The organism is Streptomyces sp. BL1 (assembly GCF_057628045.1).
The window spans coordinates 4,273,272-4,292,683 of sequence record NZ_JBXYWZ010000002.1; the positions used below are offsets into that span (position 1 = coordinate 4,273,272).

Here is a 19,412-nt window from a genome sequence, read left to right on the forward strand (position 1 = left end):
GGTCACTCCTGCGCTTTTGGGAAGGGTCTTACTCCAACGGGGCTGCGATCGACTCCCAGAGCGCTTCGAACCACTGCTTGGAGTCTTCGGTGAAGGCGTCCTCCGCGGCGCGGAACAGCTTCGAGTTGAGCCCGAGGACGTCGTACATGCCGAAGGAGTCCCCGGCGTACGTGACATTGCGCTGCACGACGCTGTAGTAGCCGAACAGTGCCTCGGTGCCGTTGAGCAGGTACAGCTTGTGGAACGGGGTGGCGGCCACGCTCCTGACCTCAAGGGTGACGTCGGGGATGCGGATCGCGCCCAGCAGGAATCGGAGCGCCTGCGTGTACGTGTTCTGGATCTCGTGCAGCCGACGCAGCGGGTAAGGGCTGTCCGGATCGTCCACGTCGCGCGGCAGCGCCAAGCGGGCGTCCTGGCCGGGAACGATGACGCGTACGCGCAGTTCCTGCGGGGTGAGTTCGCCGCCGAGGATGGCGCGGCGGGGCTCCGCGAGAGCATTGTTGAGGGTCTCCGTCGTGAGGCAGTACGCGTCCACGGTCACGCGTTCGGCTTGGAATGCCTCATACAGCCGATCCGCGAGCTCCTCACCGGCGAGCTGGGGCTGCTCCTGCTCCGCGGCGGGCTTGGCTACTGTCGGTGGTGCTCCGCGGCCCCGGGGCAACAGCAGCCCCTCGTGTGTGAGCGCTTCCAGTGCGTGTCGTACGACGTTCCTGTTCACATCGAACTCGGTGACCAGCTTCTGCTGGCTGGGAAGGCGCGTCCCGGGGGACAGGGCGCCGGACCGGATGCGCTCACGGAGAGCGGCGGCGACGACCTCATGAGGCAGTCTGCCGTTCTCGGAAGAACTCCTCTTACTCACACCAGGACCCTACAACTTCCGGCCAATGGGCGGGAGTTGTCTGCCAACTGTTTTCGAGTTGTCGCCAACTGGGGACGATAGTAAGTGAGTTGGCACCAACTTAGTACAGGCGATACCAGGTTCGCCGAGTTGGCTCGACACATCGCATGATCTGCAGGGCCGCACGGTCTGCGAGGTCCGCCGGTCACGTCCGGCGTGACGCGTCCCCCCACCCCCCCACCTCCGCCCGTCCAACGGCGTATGGGCGCACATCCGCACCGCCTGTCCCTCCCCTTGCTCCGCCAGGGGTCCCCGCTGCTTTTCCGAAGGAGGGAACAGCATGCCTGTGTTCGCTCTTGCCTTCGCCGCCCTCTTCGTGGGGTTCGAGCAGTTCATGCAGCTCAACTTCGGCGCCGCCGGGGTTCTCGGGTGCCTGCTGCTCGCCGTCGGATTCGAGGCGAAGAACGTGACGTGCAGCTGCGTCGGCGCGGCCGTGCTGACCATGCTGCTCGTCTGACCGGTCCGGCTCCCCCGCCCGTCTGGAGGGGAGGGCGGGGGAGCCCCGGACCTGCGTCAGATCCCCGCCTGCATCAAATCCCGAAGGGTTCCTCAGAACATGTCCGGGCACCACGGGCGGCGTGCCGTGCGGAACAGGACGTCGGCCGTCGCGGCCGCACCGTCCCTGCGCTCCTCGACGAGGCCGAGCGCGGTGAGCCGCGTCGCGGAGTCGTCGCCCAGATACAGCATTCCCAACGCGCCGGTCTCCATGGCGAGATCGGCGTCTTCGCGCGTCGGTACGCACTTCGCGCCGTCCGGACCCTCGCCCGCCTCCAGCCGGAACCGGCCTCCGGCGAGACCCGTCGGGTCGTGCAGCTCCAGTACGAGCGTGTCGGCGGCGCCGTACGTACGGCTCTCCAGCATCCGCGGTACGTCGAGCGGGCGCAGCCACAGGAAGTCGGCCTGTGTGGTGATCCGGGCCGCGCGCGGGTCGGGCAGCAGCTGCGGCAGCACATCGTCGGGTGAGCGCTGGCCCGAACGGACGCGTGCCACCCAGTCGATGGACAGGACGAAGTGCCACAGCGCGCGCTCGGCGGCGGGGCCGGTGGCGAAGAGGGACCTCACCTGCGCGATGTAGTCCGGCAGTTCGGCATTCCAGTGCTCCTCGAGGGAGTACGTGACGACGCCCTGCGGCACCCCGTCGGCGTCCCGGTACACGGCGCAGAAGGGCGGTGTGAAGCCGTCGTTGGGGAACCGGAGCTCACCGGTGTGGATCCGCCACCACAGGGCGTCGCGGTCGACGATGCCCTGCCGGTGCGGCATCGCGCGGTAGCGGTCGTACAACTCGGGGCCCACGCGGCGCAGTTCCGCCATGTCGACGATGTCCACGCGGCCGCCGTCGCCGGGGCCGGCGTACCGCTTGTCGAGGCCCGTACGGGCGACCTCCACCTCCCAGGTCGTCGCCCAGGTGGCGGGCCCGTACCCGTACCGGCCGTAGATGCGGTGCTCGGCGGCGACCAGCGAGGCCACCGCGTCGCCGCGCTCCTTCGCCTCCTCCATGGCGCCCGCCATCATCCGGCTGAGGAGTCCACGGCGGCGGTGCGTGGGCGTGACGGTCACGCTGGAGACGCCGCACGAGGGGAGCGCCGCGCCGCCGGGAACGGTGAGTTCCTGCCGGATGGTGCGGAAGGTGCCGACGCAGCGGGAGCCCTCGTACGCGCCCTGGATGCGGGAGAGGTCCTTGCCCTCCAGCCGCCCCCGCACCTCTTCGTCGGACACCTCGGGCGACCGGAGGAAGCCGATGCCGGCCGCCCGGAGCCACTCGGGAAACTCGTCGGGGGAGGAGAGCGTACGGATATCCAGGGTCATGGCGGTCACGCTAGGCGCTCCGTGGGGCGTCCCGCATGTGTGTTTTCCGTACGGCGGGAGGGCGTTGGGCGGGTGCGGTCCGCCTCGTGGCCGGGGTTCGCGCAGTTCCCCGCGCCCCTGTCGGGGACCCGCGCCCCTTAGGGGAGCCTCAGAACGCCGCGCGGATCTCGCCCACCCGGTGCCCGCCGCCCAGCAGCGGCGCCTCGGCGATCCGGGGCAGTACGGGAGGCGTGACGTCCATCCGCTCCAGCGCCCGCGCGAGGACCGGGCCGAGCGCCCGCGTACCGCCGTCGTCGAGCTTGAAGGCGAGTGCCCGGCCGTCCGGCAGGGCGACGGCCTGCACCGCTTCGGCGCCCATCTTCGAGAGGGTGCCGGGCAGTTCACGCATCAGCCAGGTGTCGTGCCGGCGGCTGCCCGCCACGTACTCGGGGTGCTCCCGCATCGCGGTGGCGACCCGGCCCGCCGCGCTGTCCGCGGGCGCGAGCGCGACCGAACGGAAGGCGCGGGCGAGGCCCGTGAGGGAGACGGCCATCAGCGGGGCGCCGCAGCCGTCCGTACCGGTGTGTGCGACGGGCTCGCCCGCGAGCTCCTCCAGCGTCTCGTGCACCAGCCGCTGCAGCGGGTGGTCCGGCGCGAGGTAGCTGTCCAGCGGCCAGCCGTTGGCCGCGCACACGGCGAGCATCGCGGTGTGCTTGCCGGAGCAGTTCATGGTGGTACGTGCGCGGCCGTGCCCGGCGGAGAGGTAGAGCTCCGCCTCCTCCTGGTCGAGGGGCAGGTCCGGCGGGCACTGCAGGTCGTCCTCGGACAGCCCGTACTCGGCGAGCATCTTCTGCACCAGGTCGAGGTGGAACCGTTCGCCGGAGTGGCTGGCCGCCGTCAGCGCCAGCCGCTCACCGGCCAGTTCGAACCCGGTGGACTCGCCGGCGCGCAGTACGGCGGTGGCCTGTACGGGCTTGTTCGACGAGCGGGGGTAGACCGGCGCGGCCGGGTCGCCCAGCGACCAGGCGACGCTCCCGTCGGCCTCCAGCGCGACCAGCGCGCCACGATGACGGCCCTCGGTGAAGCCGGAACGGACGACCTCGGCGAGGACCGGGGATATTTCAGGGGACATCGACGGCGTGCCTTCCGGGGGCGGCTGAGCTGACGGGTGCGACTGTGCCCACCAGTACCCATGGGCATATTGGTACTGACGTGCCCCACCACGGTAACGCCGCCCCGCGCGCTTCCCCTCAGGACAGCAGGTCGTCGACCTGCGCCTCGCCCTCCCTGTACCGCCGGGCGATCTCCGTACTGCAGTCGTCCGCCGTGCGCTGCAGCGCGTGTCTGCGGTGCGAGACGCGCTGTTCGTAGCGGACGAGCCGGCCCATGGCGTCCCGCAGTTCGTCGTCCGTACGGGCGGTCAGGTCGCTCAGTTCGACCTCGGCCAGCATCTCCTCGGCCAGCCGCCGGTACTTCTCGCTGTGCGGTGTGCCGAGCGTCACGTGCCGTGCGGACGAACGGTGGCTGGAAGGGCTGTCGGTGAGGATCTGCGGCAGCAGGTCCAGCAGCGGCGATCCGGGCGCCGTACGCCGGGTGCGCTCCGCCTGCAGGATGTCGATCCGCCCCTGCAGCAGCCGGCGCACATAGCTGAGGTCGGCCTCCTCCTGCTGGGCCTCACGGCGCAGGGTGCGCAGTTCGGGCAGCCGGAGAGCGTGCAGATCGGGCTGCCCGGGGTCCCGGAGGACGTCGTACGGGCTGGTGTCGCGCTGCCGGGGCGGCACCGGACGGGCGGCGGCGGCAGCCGGCGCGGCGAGGCCCGTGGAGCCCGGCGGCTTCGCCTCCCGCTCGTCGGCCGTCGGACGCGGCGGCGCGGTGCCCGACCGCGCTGCCGGAACGCCACCGGACGTACTTCCGGCCCCGGTTGTGCTCATGGGTGATTTTCCCCTCATCGTCCCCGCTGCCCCTGTTGCCACCTGATGTCGCAGTGGCCTCGGTACGTGCCACGTGACCGCATCGTGCCATTACGTTGCTGCCCCGCGCAGCGGTTCCGCACCCATCCGGCGGCGCCCGCAACCCCGTCGGCGGGGCACGGCATGATGGCGGGTATGCGAGCAGTGGTGCAAAGAGTGAACGGCGCGAGTGTCGTCGTGGAGGGCGAGACGGCCGGCGAGATCGTCGGCGAGGGACTGTGCGTGCTGGTGGGAGTCACGCACGACGACACGGAGGCCAAGGCCGCCCAACTGGCCCGGAAACTGTGGTCGCTGAGGATTCTGGACGGGGAGAAATCCTGTTCGGACCTCGGCGCCCCGCTGCTCGTGATCTCTCAGTTCACTCTCTACGGTGACGCCCGCAAGGGTCGCAGGCCCACCTGGAACGCCGCGGCGCCGGGCCCGGTCGCCGAGCCACTGGTCGATGAAGTCGTGGCGCGGCTGCGGGAGTTGGGGGCCGAGGTGGCCACGGGCCGGTTCGGCGCCGATATGAAGGTATCCCTGACGAACGACGGCCCGTTCACGGTCCTCGTCGAGGTCTGAGCCGCCGTAAGGGGAGTCCCGTACGAGGAATCCCGTACGGGCTGCCGGCGGGGACCGGCCCCCGCCGGCAGCCCGGAGGCTACGGCGCGACCACGAGCTCCTGCGCCGCGGCCGTCGCCTCGTCACCCGCGATCAGGGCGGCGTCCGCCGGCACGTTGCGCTTGATGAGGGCCAGCGCGATCGGCCCCAGTTCGTGATGGCGGGCCGCGGTGGTGATGATGCCCAGCTTCCGGCCCTCGGGCCCGTCCGCCGCGAGCCGCACCGGGTCGCCGTGCACGGGGAGCCTGACCTCGCTGCCGTCCAGGTGCAGGAAGACCAGCCGGCGCGGCGGCTTCCCCAGGTTGTGCACCCGGGCCACCGTCTCCTGCCCGCGGTAGCAGCCCTTCTGCAGGTGCACCGCCGTCTCCAGCCAGCCCAGCTCGTGCGGAATGGTGCGGTGGTCGGTCTCCATGCCGAGCCGCGGCCTGTGGCCCTCCACCCGCAGCGCCTCGTACGCGAGCACGCCGATCGCCGGACCGGCCGCCTCCGCGAAGGACTTGAGGGACTCCCGGGGCAGGAACAGGTCACGGCCGTGCGGGGTCTCCCGTGCCACGGAGTCCGCCGGAGGATCGGTGATCGACCCGGCGGGCAGGTGCACGACCGCGTACTCCTCGGTGCGGTCGGTGACCTCCACGCGGTAGAAGAACCGCATGCTCTCCAGATAGGCGATCAGATCGCCCTGGGTGCCGGGCTCGGTGTGCATCCACACCGTCTCCCCGTCGTCGACGAGGTAGAGCGCGTGCTCGATGTGCCCGTTCGCGGAGAGGATCAGCGCTTCGGTGGCACGCCCCGCGGGCAGCTCGGACACGTGCTGCGTGATCAGCAGATGCAGCCACGACAGCCGGTCCGCACCGGACACGGTGACCACACCGCGGTGCGACAGGTCGACGAACCCGGAGCCGTCCGCGAGCGCGCGCTGTTCCCGGAAGAGGTCGCCGTAGTGCGCGGCGACACCTTCGTCCGGGCCCTCGGCGGCGACGGCACCCGGAAGGGACAGAAGCGGACTGTTGAAGGACATACGAACAGCCTACGACGCGCTGTCCGCATCCTTCGAGGAGCACTCCTCCGAACTCCTCTTCGCCGAGCACTGCCGGCACAGTCCGAAGATCGCGAAGTGCTTCATGTCCGTCTCGAACCCGAAGCGTTCCCGCAGCGCGTCGGTGAACGGCTGGGCGACGGACAGCTCCGCCTCGATCACGTCCGTGCAGTCCCGGCACACCAGGTGCATGTGGTGGTGCCGGTCCGCCAGGTGGTACGTGGGGGCGCCGTGGCCGAGGTGGGCGTGCGAGACCAGGCCCAGCTCCTCGAGCAGTTCGAGCGTGCGGTAGACCGTGGAGATGTTCACCCCGCCCGCCGTACGACGCACCTCGGCGAGGATGTCGTCCGGAGTGGAGTGCTCCAGTTTGTCCACGGCCTCCAGCACGAGCTGGCGCTGCGGAGTCAGCCTGTACCCGCGCGCCCTGAGATCGCTCTGCCAGTCGGTGGTAGCCACGACGCCAGTGTATGAGGCCAGTTGCTCACTTGAAGAAGGCGATGCCGTCGTCCGGCAGATCCTTCAGGTCCTTGGCCCACTCGCTGGGGTCGACGGCCTTCTTCAGGTGCGCCGACATGTAGGGCCGCAGCGGCACCTCGGGCGTCGACTTCTCGCCGACCCACATCAGGTCGCCCTTGACGTAGCCGTACAGCCGCTTGCCGCCGCTGTACTCGCCGGCGGAGGCGGTGCGCGCGATGGCGTCGGTGGCCAGGTCGATCTGCGGCTTCTGGTCGGCCATCTCGCCGTACCAGATCTCCGCGACGCCCTGGTCGCGGATCATCACGACCTCGACCTGGCGCTCGGAGTCGATCCGCCAGTAGCCGGACTCGGTCTCCAGCGGGCGCACCTTGTTGCCCTCGGAGTCGAGCTCCCAGCTGTGCGAGACGTACTCCAGGAAGTCGCGGCCGTCGTGGCTGAAGGTGACCTCCTGCCCGAAGTTGCACTTCTCCGTGCCCGGGAAGTCTGCGACGCCGGCGCCCTGCCAGTTGCCGAGCAGGAAGGCGAGCGGGACGAGGTCCGGGTGGAGGTCGGACGGGATCTCGATCATGGGAAGCTCAGTCGATCTCTAGGGGGCTGTCGGTTGACCGTGCCGCTCGGCTCAGCGCTGGCCCTCGAAGAGCTTCTTCAGGGTGAGGCCGGCGAAGGCCACCGTACCGATGCAGACCAGGACCATCAGAGCGGTGAAGAATGCCTCAAGCACGGGTGGCTCTCCTTGAGCGGCGAGGAGTGGTGTCTACGGACGGCCCCGAGTCTAGTCGGCGCCCGCGCGTGCTGTGATGTGAGGTTGCCCCGGTGTGCCGGGACCGCGCGCGTAGGGTCGCCGCATGGCGAAGAACAAGCTGGTGATCAAGGTGACCGCGGGCGCCGACGCGCCCGAGCGCTGCTCCCAGGCGTTCACGGTGGCGGGAGTGGCGGCGGCCAGCGGGGTGGAGGTCTCGCTGTGGCTGACCGGGGAGTCGGCGTGGTTCGCGCTGCCGGGCCGGGCCGCCGAGTTCGAACTGCCGCACGCGGCGCCGCTTCCCGAGCTGATCGAGGGTATTCAGGCGGCCGGGCGGATCACGCTGTGCACGCAGTGCGCGAAGCGCCGGGGCATCGAGGAGAAGGACGTGCTGGAGGGCGTACGCATCGCTGGAGCGCAGGTCTTCGTCAGCGAGGCCATGCAGGACGACGCGCAGGCGCTGGTGTACTGACCGGCCGACCGTACGGAAACTCTGCCGCAGCCCGTACGGAAGCTGTCCGCCGCAGCCGGCGGACAGCTCACGGGCAGCCCCGCGGAACAGAGCGAGGGCCGCGCCCCCAGCCAGTGGCGTCCAACCCTGGGGGTGCGGCCCTCGTCCGTCTGCGCGCGGTGGGTCACACCGCGATGGCGACCTCCGCGAGCCCGCCGTCCTGCGCGACGACGGTGCGGTCCGCCTGGCCGCCCGGCACCAGGGCGCGCAGCGTCCAGGTGCCCTCGGCCGCGTAGAAGCGGAACTGGCCGGTGGCGGAGGTGGGCACCTCCGCGGTGAACTCGCCGGTCGAGTCCAGCAGGCGCACGTAGCCGGTGACGGGCTCGCCGTCACGGGTCACGTTGCCCTGGATGGTGGTCTCACCGGGCTTGATGGTGGAGGCGTCCGGGCCGCCTGCCTGAGCTCCGCACATGCTGTTACCTCTCGGGTTCTGGGAAGGGCTCGGGGTTCTGGTGAACCGTCAGCTGTTGGCGCCGACCTCGACGGGCACGCCGACGAGCGAGCCGTACTCGGTCCAGGAGCCGTCGTAGTTCTTGACGTTCTGCTGGCCCAGCAGCTCGTGCAGCACGAACCAGGTGTGAGCGGAGCGCTCACCGATGCGGCAGTAGGCGATGGTGTCCTTGCCCAGGTCCACGCCCTCGCCCTCGTACAGCTCCTTCAGCTCGTCGTCCGACTTGAAGGTGCCGTCGTCGTTGGCCGACTTCGACCACGGGATGTTGCGGGCGCTCGGCACGTGGCCGGGACGCTGCGACTGCTCCTGCGGGAGGTGCGCCGGGGCGAGCAGCTTGCCGCTGAACTCGTCGGGGGAGCGCACGTCCACCAGGTTCTTGGCGCCGATCGCGTCGACGACCTCGTCGCGGAAGGCGCGGATCGAGGTGTCCTGCGGCTTGGCCTTGTACTCGGTCTTCGCGCGCTGCGGGACCTCGGCGACCAGGTCGCGGGAGTCCAGCTCCCACTTCTTGCGGCCGCCGTCGAGGAGCTTCACGTCCTGGTGGCCGTAGAGCTTGAAGTACCAGTACGCGTACGAGGCGAACCAGTTGTTGTTGCCGCCGTAGAGGACGACGGTGTCGTCGTTGGCGATGCCCTTCTCGGACAGCAGCTTCTCGAAGCCGGCCTGGTCGACGAAGTCGCGGCGGACCGGGTCCTGGAGGTCCTGCTTCCAGTCGATCCGGATCGCGTTCTTGATGTGGTTCTTGTCGTAGGCCGAGGTGTCCTCGTCCACCTCGACGATGACGGTCTTCGGGTCGTCGATGCGGGACTCGACCCAGTCGGCGTCAACCAGGACGTCGCTGCGGCTCATGCGAATCTCCTCCGGGAGAGAGCGGTGCGGGTAGGCGAATGCGGGGGCTACGAACGCGGGATGTGCGCGTGCCCTGCGGGGAGTGGGGCGGCCTGCGCGCACAGCGACGTACGCGCGAAGGCGTGGTGAGGCCGAGGCGAGCCTGGCGCCGGATCGCTCTAGCAGCGAGGGCGGGCGGCCGTCAGCCGGCCGCGCGACAGAGCATGGCGGCGATGCGGCACAGATCCACTGCCCGTCGCTTCGTGAGGTCCGCCTGTCGCTTCATGCGCTCGATCGTAAGGACGGGGGAGGGGCCGTGTCACCGTCGATCCGCATGCTGAGACTTTATTGTCCGCGATGTGGGATCGATGACCGGCCCCGCCGCCCGCGCGGGGGACGCGGACCAGTGCGCAGCGCGTCCCGCATCTGGCCTGCGGACGCCGCCGTCTCGTGCAGTGGGACACCGGTCCGGGGGAGCTACCCCGTCAGCTTGACGTCCGAACCCTCCACCGACAGCTCGATGCCCCGCTGCGTCGCCTCGACCTTGCCGAGCTTCAGCCCGGAGGGCAGCCCGTCGACCTTCAGCTGGTAGTCCACGACCTCGCGCAGCTTGTCCTCCAGCCCGGGAAGCGGCAGTTGGGGCAGGTCGTCGGCGTGCAGCCGCACCGTGTCGCCGTCCGAGTCGACGGTGCTGTGCGCGGTGAGCTTGCGGCCCTCCAGCAGCCCCTCGACGGGACCCGGTACGTCGATGCCCGCGTCCTTCAGCACCCCGGTCACCGGACCGGTGATCTTGACCTGGCTCTTGCCCGCCTTGTCGGTGCCGGCGTAGCTCACGCTCACACCCTTCGGCGCCGCCTTCGACAGATCGGCGTACGAGATCCGGGCCGTGCCGGTGGCCTTCTCGGCCACGGCCGACGAGTAGTCACTGCCGAGCCGGACGTGGTCGAGCTGCGCGTCGATCCGGGCGATCGTCAGCTCCTGGCCGCGGGACTTCGCCGTCAGGCCGCTGAGCTGCGCGTCGACCCGGTCCAGATTCTTCGACGCGACCTGGGTGAGGAACGGGAAGCCCCGGATGTCCACGGAGACGTCCCCGGACTGCGGAACTCCCTGCGAGCTCTTGATCTTCGAGGCCGCCTCGTCCTCCGCCAGCTTCACCGCGATCCGGTCGGCCGCGACGAACAGGCCCGCCAGCACGATGACGATGACGAGGAAGACACGTAGTGCGCGCATTGCGTTGGAGCCCCCAGGCGTTCGAGTCGTGCAAACGACCTTAACCCGCGCATTCTTACGACAGGGCCCGCCCGAAGAGATAGACGGCGGGAGCCGCCAGCGTCAGCGGCAGGGCCACGCCCGCGGTCATGTGCACGAAGCGGGAGGGGAAGTCGTAACTGGCCACGCGCAGGCCGATCAGGGCGCAGCCGCCCGCCGTCAGCCCCAGCAGACCCGCCGCCGGGCCCAGCCCTGTCGGGCCGCCGAGCGCCACACCCGCGCCGGTCGCCGCCAACAGCGCGACGGCGGACGCCAGATACGCGGACCGCAGCAGCGGACGGGCCAGCGCCGCGACGGCCACACCGCCCGCGCCCACGGTCACCGCGCCGGACGGCGCGAGGAGATGACCGGCGGCGAGCACGGTGAGCGCCGTCGAGGTGACGGCGGCCGTCAGCGCGTAGAGCCGTTCGTCGGGGTCGGAGTGATTGCGCAGGTGCAGCACGAAATTGAGCACACTCCAGACGCCGAGCGTGCCGATCACGACGGCCGCCGCCTTGTCCGTGCCGGTGAGCACCAGGCCGACGTCGGCGGCGACCCCGCCGAGGAAGGCGAGCGCGATGCCCTGCCGGGCCGGCCACATGCCGTTCAGCCGGAACCAGCCTGCGGCCGTCACGGCCTGGAGCACCAGCACCGCACCGGCCAGCGGCAGTTCACCGAGCGGCGCGGTGACCGCGAGCAGCGCGGCCAGCACCGCGGTGACGGCGGCGGGCCGGAAACCGGGCGCGATCAGGGGCGAACCCGTACGGGCCGCGGTGCCCTCCGCCGGTGCCGCGGCAGCCGGCGCGTGCTGCCCGGACTGCGGCCGGGGCTGCGGTTCGGGCTGCGGCTGATGCGCCGACGCGGCGTGCTGCTCGGGCGGGAGGGGGCCGGCGGTCGGGGCCTGCCGGTACAGCTCGAATCCCGCCGAGCTCTGCGACTCCCGGGAGCCCGGTGACTCCTGTGCCTCCCGGCCCTGTTGCGGCTGCTGCTGCGGAACGGGGGCCGCCGGGGCGGCAGTCGGCGGCGGAGCACTCTGCGGCCGGGCCTCCGGCTGGGGGCCGGGCTGCGGGACCTGCGGGGGCTGCTGGGGGCCGGGCTGCGGCTGCTGCTGTGACGGCTGCTGCGGGCCGGGCTGCGCGTGCGAGCCGGCCTGCGCGTGCGCCTGCGGCCCGGGCTGGGTGTGCGCCTGCGGCGTGGACTCCTGCTGTGGTGCGGGCTGTTCCTGCGGGCCGGGCTGCTGCGGCTGCTGGAAGTCCCAGGCACCGGGCGCCGGTTGGGGCGGCATGCCGTGCGTGGCGTCGTACGCCGTGTAGCCGCCCTGATGAGGGGTGTAGAGCGGCGTGTACGGCTGCTGGCCGTAGCCGCCAGGCCCGTACGGACCGTGCTGCTGCTCGTACGGCTGCCCGTAGGGGCCGGGCTGCCGGTACGGACCGGGCTGCTGCTGCCCGTAGGGCCCGTAAGGGCCGGGCTCGCCGTACGGGCCCGGCTGCGCGTACGGACCGGGCTGCTGCCCGTACGGGGACGAGCCCTGCTGCTGTCCGTACGGCCTGAACCGGCCGTGCTGCTCAGCCTGCTGTGCCGCGTCCGTCCCCTGCCCGTACGGGTCGTAGGGGTCGTACGGGTCGTGGGGGCCGGGCTGATCCGGCGGGCCGTACTGCTCGTACGGGCCGGGCCACTGCTGATCGTTCACGCCGAACCTCCCGCGAAGGGCGGGAGCACCTCGACGGTGCCGCCCTCGGCCAGCCGGACCGTCCCGTGCGCGCGGGTGCCCACCGGGTCGCCGTCCACCAAGTACGAGCAGCGCTGCAGCACCCGCGCGAAGTCGGGCCGCCCGGTGTGCCGTTCACGGGCTGCGTCGAGCGCCTCGGCGAGGGTCATGGCCTCGTACCGCTCCTCCGCGATCCCGGCCGCGGCCTTGGCCGCCGCCCAGTAACGGATCGTGCCACTCGCCATGGTGGATCCCTCTCAGCCGTCTGCTTTCCGCGTTCCATGATGACGTGCCGGAGTGACAGCCAGGCACCGTGCGCCCGCCCATGCCCCGATCCGGTGCAGAAGCTCGGGCGCAGCGGCGTTCTCCGCGTGCCCGAAACCGGGCTCCAGCCACAGCTCGGCGCCGTCCGGGCCCGCTGCCGCGGCGAGGGAACGGGGGTGGTCCAGCGGGAAGTACGGGTCGCGGTCGCCGTGCACGACCAGCAGCGGGGCCGGCGCGATCAGCGGTACGGCGTCCACGGGCGGGAGAGGCACCGGATCCCAGGTGCGCGAGTGGATGCGGGTGCCCAGCCCGTACCGCCCCACGAGCCGGCCCACCGGGCGTTCCACCACCCAGTGCAGCCGCCGCATGGGCGCGGTGCCGCGGTAGAACCAGCGGGCCGGGGCGCTGACGGCGACCACGCCGTCCGGGGCCGCGTCCCACTCCGCGGACGGGTGCGCTCCTGTGCGCCCCCCGTGCATCGTTCGCGCCTCCGCGTACTCTCTGTCGCCGTTTCCGGCTCCGGCGGGCTCGTTTCCGTCCGTACGCCGGTACAGCCCGCCGTGCCGCAGCACCACCGAACCGCCCATCGAGAAGCCCACGGTGACGATCCGGCCGTGTCCGAGCGAACGCGCCCAGCGGACGGCCGCCGCCAGATCCAGCACCTCGCGGTCGCCCACCGTGGAGGTCCCGCCCGAGCCGCCGTGGCCCCGGAAGGAGAACGTGATCACGGCCGCGTGCTGGGCGAAGGCGCGCGCGGCACGCAGGAGCGCGGGCCGGTCGAGTGATCCCGTGAAGCCGTGCGCCAGCACGATCGCGCCGCTGTCCGGAGCCGGACGCGCGGCCCCTCCGGACCCCTCGTACGGCAGGTATCCGGCCTCGATCCGTACCCCGTCGTCCGTCCGCAGCTCGGCCCGTACCGGCCCGCCGGCCGTGGTCCGGCTCTCACGTTCCGTGGCCGCGGGGGCGGCAGAGCGATCGATCTCACACTCGGCTTCGCGATCCATCTGGGCTATTCTGCTGGGTCAGAGGATCCGGGCAGCGTCGCCCCCGGGTCCTTTTGTGTTTTCAGGCGCAGCAGTTCTGTGCGCTTCGGAGCGCAACAGCAAAGCCGTACGAAGCAGTGCCGCCACACGTCCTCACCGGGACTGAGGAAGGAACTCAGACGTGAGCTCGCTACTCCTGCTGACGAACGCTCTCCAGCCCTCCACCGAAGTCCTGCCCGCCCTCGGCCTGCTGCTCCACAACGTCCGGGTGGCCCCCGCCGAGGGGCCGGCGCTCGTCGACACGCCGGGTGCCGACGTCATCCTCATCGACGGCCGCCGCGATCTGCCGCAGGTCCGTTCGCTCTGTCAGCTGCTCCGGTCCACGGGCCCCGGCTGTCCGCTGGTGCTCATCGTGACGGAGGGCGGACTCGCCGCCGTCACCGCCGAGTGGGGCGTCGACGACGTCCTGCTGGACACGGCGGGCCCCGCCGAGGTCGAGGCCCGGCTGCGGCTGGCCACCGGCCGGCAGCAGGTCACCGCGGACGACAGCCCGATGGAGATCCGCAACGGCGACCTCTCGGTCGACGAGGCCACCTACAGCGCGAAGCTGAAGGGCCGCGTACTCGACCTCACCTTCAAGGAGTTCGAGCTGCTGAAGTATCTGGCGCAGCACCCCGGCCGGGTGTTCACCAGGGCCCAGCTGCTCCAGGAGGTGTGGGGCTACGACTACTTCGGCGGCACCCGCACCGTCGACGTCCACGTACGGCGGCTGCGGGCCAAGCTCGGCCCGGAGCACGAGTCGCTGATCGGCACCGTGCGCAACGTCGGCTACCGCTTCGTCTCCCCGGAGAAGGGCGAGAAGTCCGCCGAGGAGAAGAAGGCCAGGGCCGACGCGCGGGCCATCACCGACGCGGCCACCCAGGTCGCGCGGGAGGCGGCAGGCGGGGGCGAGGACGCTTCCCGGCCGGCCGGCGGACAGCCCGTCACGTACCGGAGCCCGGAGTTTCCCGCCTCCACGCGCGGCAGCCGGCGCTGACCTGAGCCGACGCTCCGGCAGGGCCCGGCCGTACGCCGCTCGCGCACGGCCGCCCGCGTATCCGCCGCGCAGTGCCGGCGGGTACGCGGGCGGCTGTCCGCCGGGCGTACGTTCCCGGTTCGCACGCCCGGCGGAAGACCAGGAAGTCCCGCGTAGACTGCCGCCCGTGGCCAAGGTGACGCGGGACGATGTGGCGCGGCTGGCGGGGACGTCGACCGCCGTCGTCAGCTATGTGATCAACAACGGTCCGCGGCCGGTCGCCCCGGCCACGAAGGAACGGGTCCTCGCGGCCATCCGCGAGCTGGGGTACCGCCCGGACCGGGTCGCGCAGGCCATGGCCTCGCGGCGTACGGACCTGATAGGGCTCATCGTTCCCGACGCCCGGCAGCCCTACTTCGCCGAGGTCGCGCACGCCGTCGAACAGGCCGCCGCGGAACGCGGGAAGATGGTCCTCGTCGGCAACTCCGACTATCTCGACGAGCGCGAAGTCCACTACCTGCGCGCCTTCCTGGGCATGCGGGTGTCCGGACTGATCCTCATCAGTTCGGGCCTGAGCGAGCACGCCGCGCTGGAGATAGACGCCTGGGACGCCCGGGTGGTGCTGATGCACCGCCGCCCCGACGCCATCGACGACGTCGCCGTGGTGCTGGACGACGTGGGCGGCGCCCAGCTGGCGACCCGTCACCTGCTGGAGCACGGCCACGACTACGTCGCCTGCCTGGGCGGCACCGAGTCCACCCCGAAGTCCGGCGACCCCGTCACCGACCACGTCGAGGGCTGGAGCCGGGCCATGCGGGAGGCCGGGAAGTCCGTGGAGGGGCGGCTGTTCCAGGCCCCCTTCAACCGCTACGACACGTACGAGCGGTCGCTGGAGCTGCTCAGCGGCCCCGACCGGCCGCCGGCCGTGTTCTGCTCGACGGACGACCAGGCGATCGGTCTGCTGCGCGCCGCGCGGGAGTTGGGCATAGACGTGCCCGGCGAACTGGCGGTGGCCGGCTTCGACGACGTCAAGGAGGCGGGGCTCACCGATCCGCCGCTGACCACGGTCGGCTCGGACCGCGAGTCGATGGCGAAGGCCGCGGTGGACCTCGTGCTCGACGACTCGCTGCGGGTGCCGGGCGCGCGGGGCGGCGGGCCGGTCACCGAAGGGCGCGGCCGTGTCCGGCAGTTCCCGTCCGGGCTGGTCGTACGGCGCTCCTGCGGGTGCGCCTAGCGGCTTGCCGCTTGCGTGCTTGTGCCGCTTCGTGTGACCCCGTGCTGGTGTCGGGCGGCTGCGGTTCGCGTGGGGTTTGCGCAGTTCCCCGCGCCCCTTGTCGGGTGCGAGGGTCGCCCCCGCTGAGTGCAGTCCCGCGCCCCTTCCTCCGCTGAGTGCAGTCTCTGGGCTACTTCTCAGCTAGGCCTCAGGAAGCTCTCATGGTGGAGCGGCACGCTCTGAGGCATGAGCGGATACCCAGCACCTTCGCCTCAGCACCCGGAGACACAGCCGCCCCCGGCACCGCCGGTGCCCCCGTACGCACCGCCGCCCGTACCGCCGCAGGGCCCGCCCCCGCAGGGCCCCGGTGACGACGGGACGGCGCGGCAGGACCTGCCCGGGCCGCAGCCACGGCCGCGGACCCGGCGCACCGTCGCGCTGTTCGCCGCCCTCGCGTTCGGCGCGGCCGCGGTCGGCGGCGGCAGCGCGTACGGCATGGAGAAGCTCCTCGGCGACGGCCCCGTCACCAGCGCGGTGAGCGGGACCAACGCCTCGTCCCGTGCCGACGGCACCATCGCCTCCGTGGCGGACAAGGTCGCGCCCAGCGTCGTCGAGATCAAGGCGACGACCAGCGGCGGGCAGTCCACCGGATCCGGCGTGGTGATCTCCGAGGACGGCGAGATCCTGACGAACAATCACGTCGTCTCCGGCGCCCAGTCCGTCAAGGTCACCTTCAGCGACGGCGACACCGCCACCGCGCAGGTCGTCGGCACCAACGCCGACCACGACCTGGCCCTGCTGAAGGCGAGCGGAGCCGGTGATCTGACCCCGGCGACACTCGGCGACTCCGACAGCGTGGGTGTCGGCGACCAGGTCGTCGCCATCGGCTCCCCCGAGGGCCTGTCCGGCACGGTGACGAGCGGCATCGTCTCCGCGACCGACCGCAAGGTGACCGTGCAGAAGGACGACGGACAGCCGGGCGGCCAGGGCGGTCAGGGCGGCGACGGGCGGTGGCCGTTCGAGTTCGGCGGCGGCGAGTACAACGGCGACGTCGGCTCGCAGACCACCAGCTACCGGGCCATCCAGACCGACGCCTCGCTCAATCCGGGCAACTCCGGTGGTGCGCTGGTCAACATGAAGGGCGAGGTCATCGGCATCAACTCGGCGATGTACTCCGGCTCCTCCGGCGGTGCCGCCTCCGCCGAGGCGGGCAGTGTCGGCCTCGGCTTCGCCATCCCCTCCGACGACGTGAAGGACGCGCTGAGCGGCCTGCGGGCAGGGAACGACTGACAGGAATGAACAGCTGGGACCCGGCTGTCGGAGGCCCGGAGAGCACCACCGGTGATGCGAAGCTGGTGGACATGTCCTCCGAGCCCGAGCCCCTCACCGCCGATTCCGAGCCCGCCGCGCAGCGCGTGCTGATCGTCGACGACGAACCAGCCGTCCGGGACGCGCTGCGCCGCAGCCTCAGCTTCGAGGGGTACGGCACCGAACTCGCCGTCGACGGCATCGACGCGCTGGAGAAGGCGGCGACGTACGAACCCGACCTGATCGTGCTCGACGTGCTGATGCCCCGCATGGACGGGCTCACCGCGGCCCGGCGGCTGCGCGCCGGCGGGCACCGCGTACCGATCCTCATGCTGACCGCGCGGGACACCGTCGGCGACCGCGTCACGGGGCTCGACGCGGGCGCCGACGACTATCTGGTCAAGCCGTTCGAGCTGGACGAGCTGCTGGCGCGCATCCGTGCGCTGCTGCGCCGCAGTTCGTACGCCCGCGAGCTGGCCGAACAGGAAGGCGCGGCCGACACGGGCACCCTCGCCTTCGCCGATCTGCGCATGGACCTGGGCACCCGCGACGTCACCCGGGGCGGCCGGCACGTGGAGCTGACCCGCACCGAGTACACGCTGCTGGAGATGTTCCTGTCGCACCCCCGCCAGGTGCTGACCCGCGAGCAGATCCTCAAGGCGGTGTGGGGCTTCGACTTCGAGCCCTCCTCCAACTCCCTGGACGTGTACGTGATGTACCTGCGCCGCAAGACCGAGGCCGGGGGCGAGCCGCGGCTCGTGCACACCGTGCGGGGCGTCGGCTACGTACTCAAGGACGACTCCGCATGACACGCCTCCCGCTGCGCGGCCGGCTCGCCGCGCTGCCGCTGCGCTCCCGGCTCACGCTGCTGGTGGCACTCACGGTGGCGCTCGCGGTGGCGGCCTGTGCCGCGGCGTGCTGGGTCCTCGTACGGGCCCAGCTGTACGGCACCCTCGACGACTCGCTGCGCAACACGCGCGTGTCCCCCAACGACGTGGTGGACACGCTGCGTTCGGGCCAGTGCTCCCCGGCGGACCGGCGCATCCCCAACCCCTTCGGGGGCACCGTGCAGGTCGTCGACCGGCAGGGCACCAGCTGCGTCATCTTCGGCAGCAAACTGGACGTCAGCAAGGGTGACGAGAGGGTCGCCGAGGGGCACAGCTCCGAGGACGTGCACACCGCGCGGGCCGCCGACGGCGCCGACTACCGCGTGGTGACGACCCCCGTACAGGGCGCCGGTGTCGCTGTGTCCGTCGCCCGGCCGCTCTCCGAGACGGAGAGCTCGCTGCGCAAACTGGCCCTGATCCTCGCCCTGGTGGGCGGTACGGGCGTGCTCGGCGCCGCCGGGGCGGGCGTCGCCCTGGCCCGCGCGGGCCTGCGCCCCGTGAACCGGCTGACCGGCGCGGTCGAGCACATCGCGCGGACGGAGGACCTCGAGGTCCGCATCCCGGTGGACGGCGACGACGAGATCGCCCGGCTGTCCCGTTCCTTCAACTCCATGACCGCCGCGCTCGCCTCGTCCCGCGACCTCCAGCAGCAGCTCATCGCCGACGCGGGCCACGAGCTCCGGACGCCGCTGACCTCGCTCCGTACGAACATCGAACTGCTCGCCCGCAGCGAGGAGTCCGGCCGGCCGCTGCCGCCCGGGGACCGCAGGGCGCTGCTGGAGTCCGTCACCGCGCAGATGACCGAACTGAGCGCCCTCATCGGCGATCTGCAGGAGCTGTCCCGCCCCGACGCGGCGCCCGGCAGCGACCGCGCGGCGGCCGCCGTGACCGGTCTGCACGACCTCGCCGCGCGGGCCGTCGAACGGGTCAGACTGCGGGCCACTGGCGTGTCCATCGTCCCGGAGCTGTCGCCCTGGTACGTACGGGCCGAGCCGGCCGCACTGGAGCGTGCCGTGGTCAATCTGCTGGACAACGCGGTCAAGTTCAGCCCCCACCAGGGCACCGTCACGGTCACGCTGACCGACGGCGCACTGCGCGTACGGGACCACGGGCCGGGCGTCGCTGCGGAGGAACTGCCGTACGTCTTCGACCGTTTCTGGCGTTCCCCGTCCGCGCGCAGCCTGCCGGGCTCGGGGCTCGGCCTGTCGATCGTGGCCCGTACGGCGCAGCAGCTGGGCGGCGAGGTGGATCTGCGGCCCGCGGAGGGCGGCGGGACGGTGGCCGTGCTGTGGCTGTCGGGAGCGCCGGTCCCGCCGCCGGAGAGGGAGCCGGAGACGCAGCCGGAACCGTGGTCCGGGACGGAACCGGAGGTGCAGGACGGGACAGGCCCCGAGGTGCCGGACGGGGCAGGCCCCGAGGTGCCGGACGGGACACGGGAGAGCCGCGGTTGACTTGAAGCGTCCTTCAAGTATGAGCCTGGGGCAGTCGGGC

21 protein-coding genes are annotated in these 19,412 nt (G+C 71.7%); 8 read left to right on the forward strand and 13 right to left on the reverse strand.

Going from position 1 to position 19,412, the window contains the following annotated elements; all coding sequences use genetic code 11:
• Window positions 1–28: 28 nt before the first annotated feature.
• Window positions 29–859: a GntR family transcriptional regulator gene (locus tag AC3AGO_RS18860; protein ID WP_487821381.1), complete on the reverse strand. Its 831-nt coding sequence runs from the start codon at window positions 857–859 to the stop codon at window positions 29–31.
• Between the two features lie 319 nt (window positions 860–1,178).
• On the opposite strand from AC3AGO_RS18860, the gene AC3AGO_RS18865 reads away from it, so the two are divergent.
• Window positions 1,179–1,355 (forward strand): hypothetical protein, encoded by a 177-nt coding sequence (locus AC3AGO_RS18865; RefSeq protein ID WP_487821382.1) that lies wholly within the window; start codon window positions 1,179–1,181, stop codon window positions 1,353–1,355.
• Window positions 1,356–1,447: 92 nt separating this feature from the next.
• Here AC3AGO_RS18865 and AC3AGO_RS18870 read toward each other — a convergent pair whose 3' ends face one another.
• The 3 genes from AC3AGO_RS18870 to AC3AGO_RS18880 all read right to left on the reverse strand — a co-directional run bounded on the left by AC3AGO_RS18870 (window position 1,448) and on the right by AC3AGO_RS18880 (window position 4,614).
• Entirely contained in the window at window positions 1,448–2,704 is a 1,257-nt protein-coding gene (locus tag AC3AGO_RS18870) for a GNAT family N-acetyltransferase (RefSeq protein WP_487821383.1), read from the reverse strand.
• A gap of 148 nt (window positions 2,705–2,852) precedes the next feature.
• Window positions 2,853–3,815 (reverse strand): asparaginase, encoded by a 963-nt coding sequence (locus tag AC3AGO_RS18875; RefSeq protein WP_487821384.1) that lies wholly within the window; start codon window positions 3,813–3,815, stop codon window positions 2,853–2,855.
• A gap of 118 nt (window positions 3,816–3,933) precedes the next feature.
• A complete protein-coding gene (locus AC3AGO_RS18880) occupies window positions 3,934–4,614 on the reverse strand; it encodes an RsiG family protein (RefSeq protein ID WP_487821385.1) in 681 nt (226 codons plus the stop codon).
• A gap of 174 nt (window positions 4,615–4,788) precedes the next feature.
• On the opposite strand from AC3AGO_RS18880, the gene dtd reads away from it, so the two are divergent.
• Window positions 4,789–5,214, forward strand: a complete 426-nt coding sequence (dtd, locus tag AC3AGO_RS18885; RefSeq protein WP_487821386.1) for a D-aminoacyl-tRNA deacylase — start codon at window positions 4,789–4,791, stop codon at window positions 5,212–5,214.
• A 79-nt stretch (window positions 5,215–5,293) separates the two neighbouring features.
• On the opposite strand, the gene ygfZ is transcribed toward dtd, so the two are convergent.
• The 3 genes from ygfZ to AC3AGO_RS18900 are packed head-to-tail and all read right to left on the reverse strand — an operon-like array spanning window position 5,294 to window position 7,334.
• On the reverse strand, window positions 5,294–6,271 hold the full coding sequence (gene ygfZ, locus AC3AGO_RS18890) for a CAF17-like 4Fe-4S cluster assembly/insertion protein YgfZ (RefSeq protein WP_487821387.1): 978 nt from the start codon (window positions 6,269–6,271) through the stop codon (window positions 5,294–5,296).
• Window positions 6,272–6,280: 9 nt separating this feature from the next.
• On the reverse strand, window positions 6,281–6,745 hold the full coding sequence (locus AC3AGO_RS18895; RefSeq protein ID WP_487821388.1) for a Fur family transcriptional regulator: 465 nt from the start codon (window positions 6,743–6,745) through the stop codon (window positions 6,281–6,283).
• 25 nt (window positions 6,746–6,770) lie between these two features.
• Window positions 6,771–7,334 (reverse strand): heme-binding beta-barrel domain-containing protein, encoded by a 564-nt coding sequence (locus tag AC3AGO_RS18900; protein ID WP_487821389.1) that lies wholly within the window; start codon window positions 7,332–7,334, stop codon window positions 6,771–6,773.
• Between the two features lie 277 nt (window positions 7,335–7,611).
• Here AC3AGO_RS18900 and AC3AGO_RS18905 point away from each other — a divergent pair, with 277 nt between their 5' ends.
• Window positions 7,612–7,977 (forward strand): DsrE family protein, encoded by a 366-nt coding sequence (locus AC3AGO_RS18905; protein ID WP_487821390.1) that lies wholly within the window; start codon window positions 7,612–7,614, stop codon window positions 7,975–7,977.
• A gap of 163 nt (window positions 7,978–8,140) precedes the next feature.
• Here AC3AGO_RS18905 and AC3AGO_RS18910 read toward each other — a convergent pair whose 3' ends face one another.
• From AC3AGO_RS18910 to AC3AGO_RS18935, 6 genes are all read right to left on the reverse strand, one after another.
• Window positions 8,141–8,428 carry a DUF1416 domain-containing protein gene (locus AC3AGO_RS18910; protein ID WP_487821391.1) on the reverse strand — a complete coding sequence of 96 codons (288 nt, stop codon included), beginning with the start codon at window positions 8,426–8,428 and terminating at the stop codon, window positions 8,141–8,143.
• 48 nt (window positions 8,429–8,476) lie between these two features.
• Complete coding sequence (locus AC3AGO_RS18915; protein WP_487821392.1) at window positions 8,477–9,316, reverse strand: sulfurtransferase; 840 nt, start codon at window positions 9,314–9,316, stop codon at window positions 8,477–8,479.
• 456 nt (window positions 9,317–9,772) lie between these two features.
• Window positions 9,773–10,525: an LmeA family phospholipid-binding protein gene (locus tag AC3AGO_RS18920; protein ID WP_487821393.1), complete on the reverse strand. Its 753-nt coding sequence runs from the start codon at window positions 10,523–10,525 to the stop codon at window positions 9,773–9,775.
• Between the two features lie 55 nt (window positions 10,526–10,580).
• The gene (locus AC3AGO_RS18925; protein ID WP_487821394.1) at window positions 10,581–12,233 is read right to left on the reverse strand and encodes a hypothetical protein; all 1,653 of its coding nucleotides are present in this window, start codon (window positions 12,231–12,233) and stop codon (window positions 10,581–10,583) included.
• Entirely contained in the window at window positions 12,230–12,496 is a 267-nt protein-coding gene (locus AC3AGO_RS18930) for a MoaD/ThiS family protein (RefSeq protein WP_487821395.1), read from the reverse strand. Before AC3AGO_RS18930 ends, AC3AGO_RS18925 begins: the two co-directional genes overlap by 4 nt.
• A 12-nt stretch (window positions 12,497–12,508) precedes the next feature.
• Entirely contained in the window at window positions 12,509–13,519 is a 1,011-nt protein-coding gene (locus AC3AGO_RS18935) for an alpha/beta fold hydrolase (RefSeq protein WP_487821396.1), read from the reverse strand.
• A 160-nt stretch (window positions 13,520–13,679) separates the two neighbouring features.
• On the opposite strand from AC3AGO_RS18935, the gene AC3AGO_RS18940 reads away from it, so the two are divergent.
• The 5 genes from AC3AGO_RS18940 to AC3AGO_RS18960 all read left to right on the forward strand — a co-directional run bounded on the left by AC3AGO_RS18940 (window position 13,680) and on the right by AC3AGO_RS18960 (window position 19,372).
• A complete protein-coding gene (locus AC3AGO_RS18940) occupies window positions 13,680–14,534 on the forward strand; it encodes a response regulator transcription factor (RefSeq protein ID WP_487821397.1) in 855 nt (284 codons plus the stop codon).
• A gap of 166 nt (window positions 14,535–14,700) precedes the next feature.
• Window positions 14,701–15,747 carry a LacI family DNA-binding transcriptional regulator gene (locus AC3AGO_RS18945; RefSeq protein WP_487821398.1) on the forward strand — a complete coding sequence of 349 codons (1,047 nt, stop codon included), beginning with the start codon at window positions 14,701–14,703 and terminating at the stop codon, window positions 15,745–15,747.
• A 225-nt stretch (window positions 15,748–15,972) separates the two neighbouring features.
• The gene (locus AC3AGO_RS18950; protein WP_487821399.1) at window positions 15,973–17,016 is read left to right on the forward strand and encodes a S1C family serine protease; all 1,044 of its coding nucleotides are present in this window, start codon (window positions 15,973–15,975) and stop codon (window positions 17,014–17,016) included.
• A gap of 71 nt (window positions 17,017–17,087) precedes the next feature.
• Window positions 17,088–17,843 (forward strand): response regulator transcription factor, encoded by a 756-nt coding sequence (locus tag AC3AGO_RS18955; RefSeq protein WP_487824711.1) that lies wholly within the window; start codon window positions 17,088–17,090, stop codon window positions 17,841–17,843.
• The gene (locus tag AC3AGO_RS18960; RefSeq protein WP_487821400.1) at window positions 17,840–19,372 is read left to right on the forward strand and encodes a sensor histidine kinase; all 1,533 of its coding nucleotides are present in this window, start codon (window positions 17,840–17,842) and stop codon (window positions 19,370–19,372) included. The genes AC3AGO_RS18955 and AC3AGO_RS18960 overlap by 4 nt, the downstream gene beginning before the upstream one ends.
• Window positions 19,373–19,412 lie beyond the last annotated feature (40 nt).

Excerpts from the sequence above, each read along its gene's own strand:
- AC3AGO_RS18910 (WP_487821391.1), bottom strand. The coding sequence starts at position 8,428 with ATGTGCGGAGCTCAGGCAGGCGGCCCGGACGCCTCCACCATCAAGCCC.
- AC3AGO_RS18920 (WP_487821393.1), bottom strand. The coding sequence starts at position 10,525 with ATGCGCGCACTACGTGTCTTCCTCGTCATCGTCATCGTGCTGGCGGGC.
- AC3AGO_RS18880 (WP_487821385.1), bottom strand. The coding sequence starts at position 4,614 with ATGAGCACAACCGGGGCCGGAAGTACGTCCGGTGGCGTTCCGGCAGCG.
- AC3AGO_RS18960 (WP_487821400.1), top strand. The coding sequence starts at position 17,840 with ATGACACGCCTCCCGCTGCGCGGCCGGCTCGCCGCGCTGCCGCTGCGC.
- AC3AGO_RS18900 (WP_487821389.1), bottom strand. The coding sequence starts at position 7,334 with ATGATCGAGATCCCGTCCGACCTCCACCCGGACCTCGTCCCGCTCGCC.
- AC3AGO_RS18950 (WP_487821399.1), top strand. The coding sequence starts at position 15,973 with ATGAGCGGATACCCAGCACCTTCGCCTCAGCACCCGGAGACACAGCCG.
- dtd (WP_487821386.1), top strand. The coding sequence starts at position 4,789 with ATGCGAGCAGTGGTGCAAAGAGTGAACGGCGCGAGTGTCGTCGTGGAG.
- AC3AGO_RS18875 (WP_487821384.1), bottom strand. The coding sequence starts at position 3,815 with ATGTCCCCTGAAATATCCCCGGTCCTCGCCGAGGTCGTCCGTTCCGGC.
- AC3AGO_RS18905 (WP_487821390.1), top strand. The coding sequence starts at position 7,612 with ATGGCGAAGAACAAGCTGGTGATCAAGGTGACCGCGGGCGCCGACGCG.
- AC3AGO_RS18915 (WP_487821392.1), bottom strand. The coding sequence starts at position 9,316 with ATGAGCCGCAGCGACGTCCTGGTTGACGCCGACTGGGTCGAGTCCCGC.
- ygfZ (WP_487821387.1), bottom strand. The coding sequence starts at position 6,271 with ATGTCCTTCAACAGTCCGCTTCTGTCCCTTCCGGGTGCCGTCGCCGCC.
- AC3AGO_RS18955 (WP_487824711.1), top strand. The coding sequence starts at position 17,088 with ATGTCCTCCGAGCCCGAGCCCCTCACCGCCGATTCCGAGCCCGCCGCG.
- AC3AGO_RS18865 (WP_487821382.1), top strand. The coding sequence starts at position 1,179 with ATGCCTGTGTTCGCTCTTGCCTTCGCCGCCCTCTTCGTGGGGTTCGAG.
- AC3AGO_RS18870 (WP_487821383.1), bottom strand. The coding sequence starts at position 2,704 with ATGACCCTGGATATCCGTACGCTCTCCTCCCCCGACGAGTTTCCCGAG.
- AC3AGO_RS18935 (WP_487821396.1), bottom strand. The coding sequence starts at position 13,519 with ATGGATCGCGAAGCCGAGTGTGAGATCGATCGCTCTGCCGCCCCCGCG.
- AC3AGO_RS18930 (WP_487821395.1), bottom strand. The coding sequence starts at position 12,496 with ATGGCGAGTGGCACGATCCGTTACTGGGCGGCGGCCAAGGCCGCGGCC.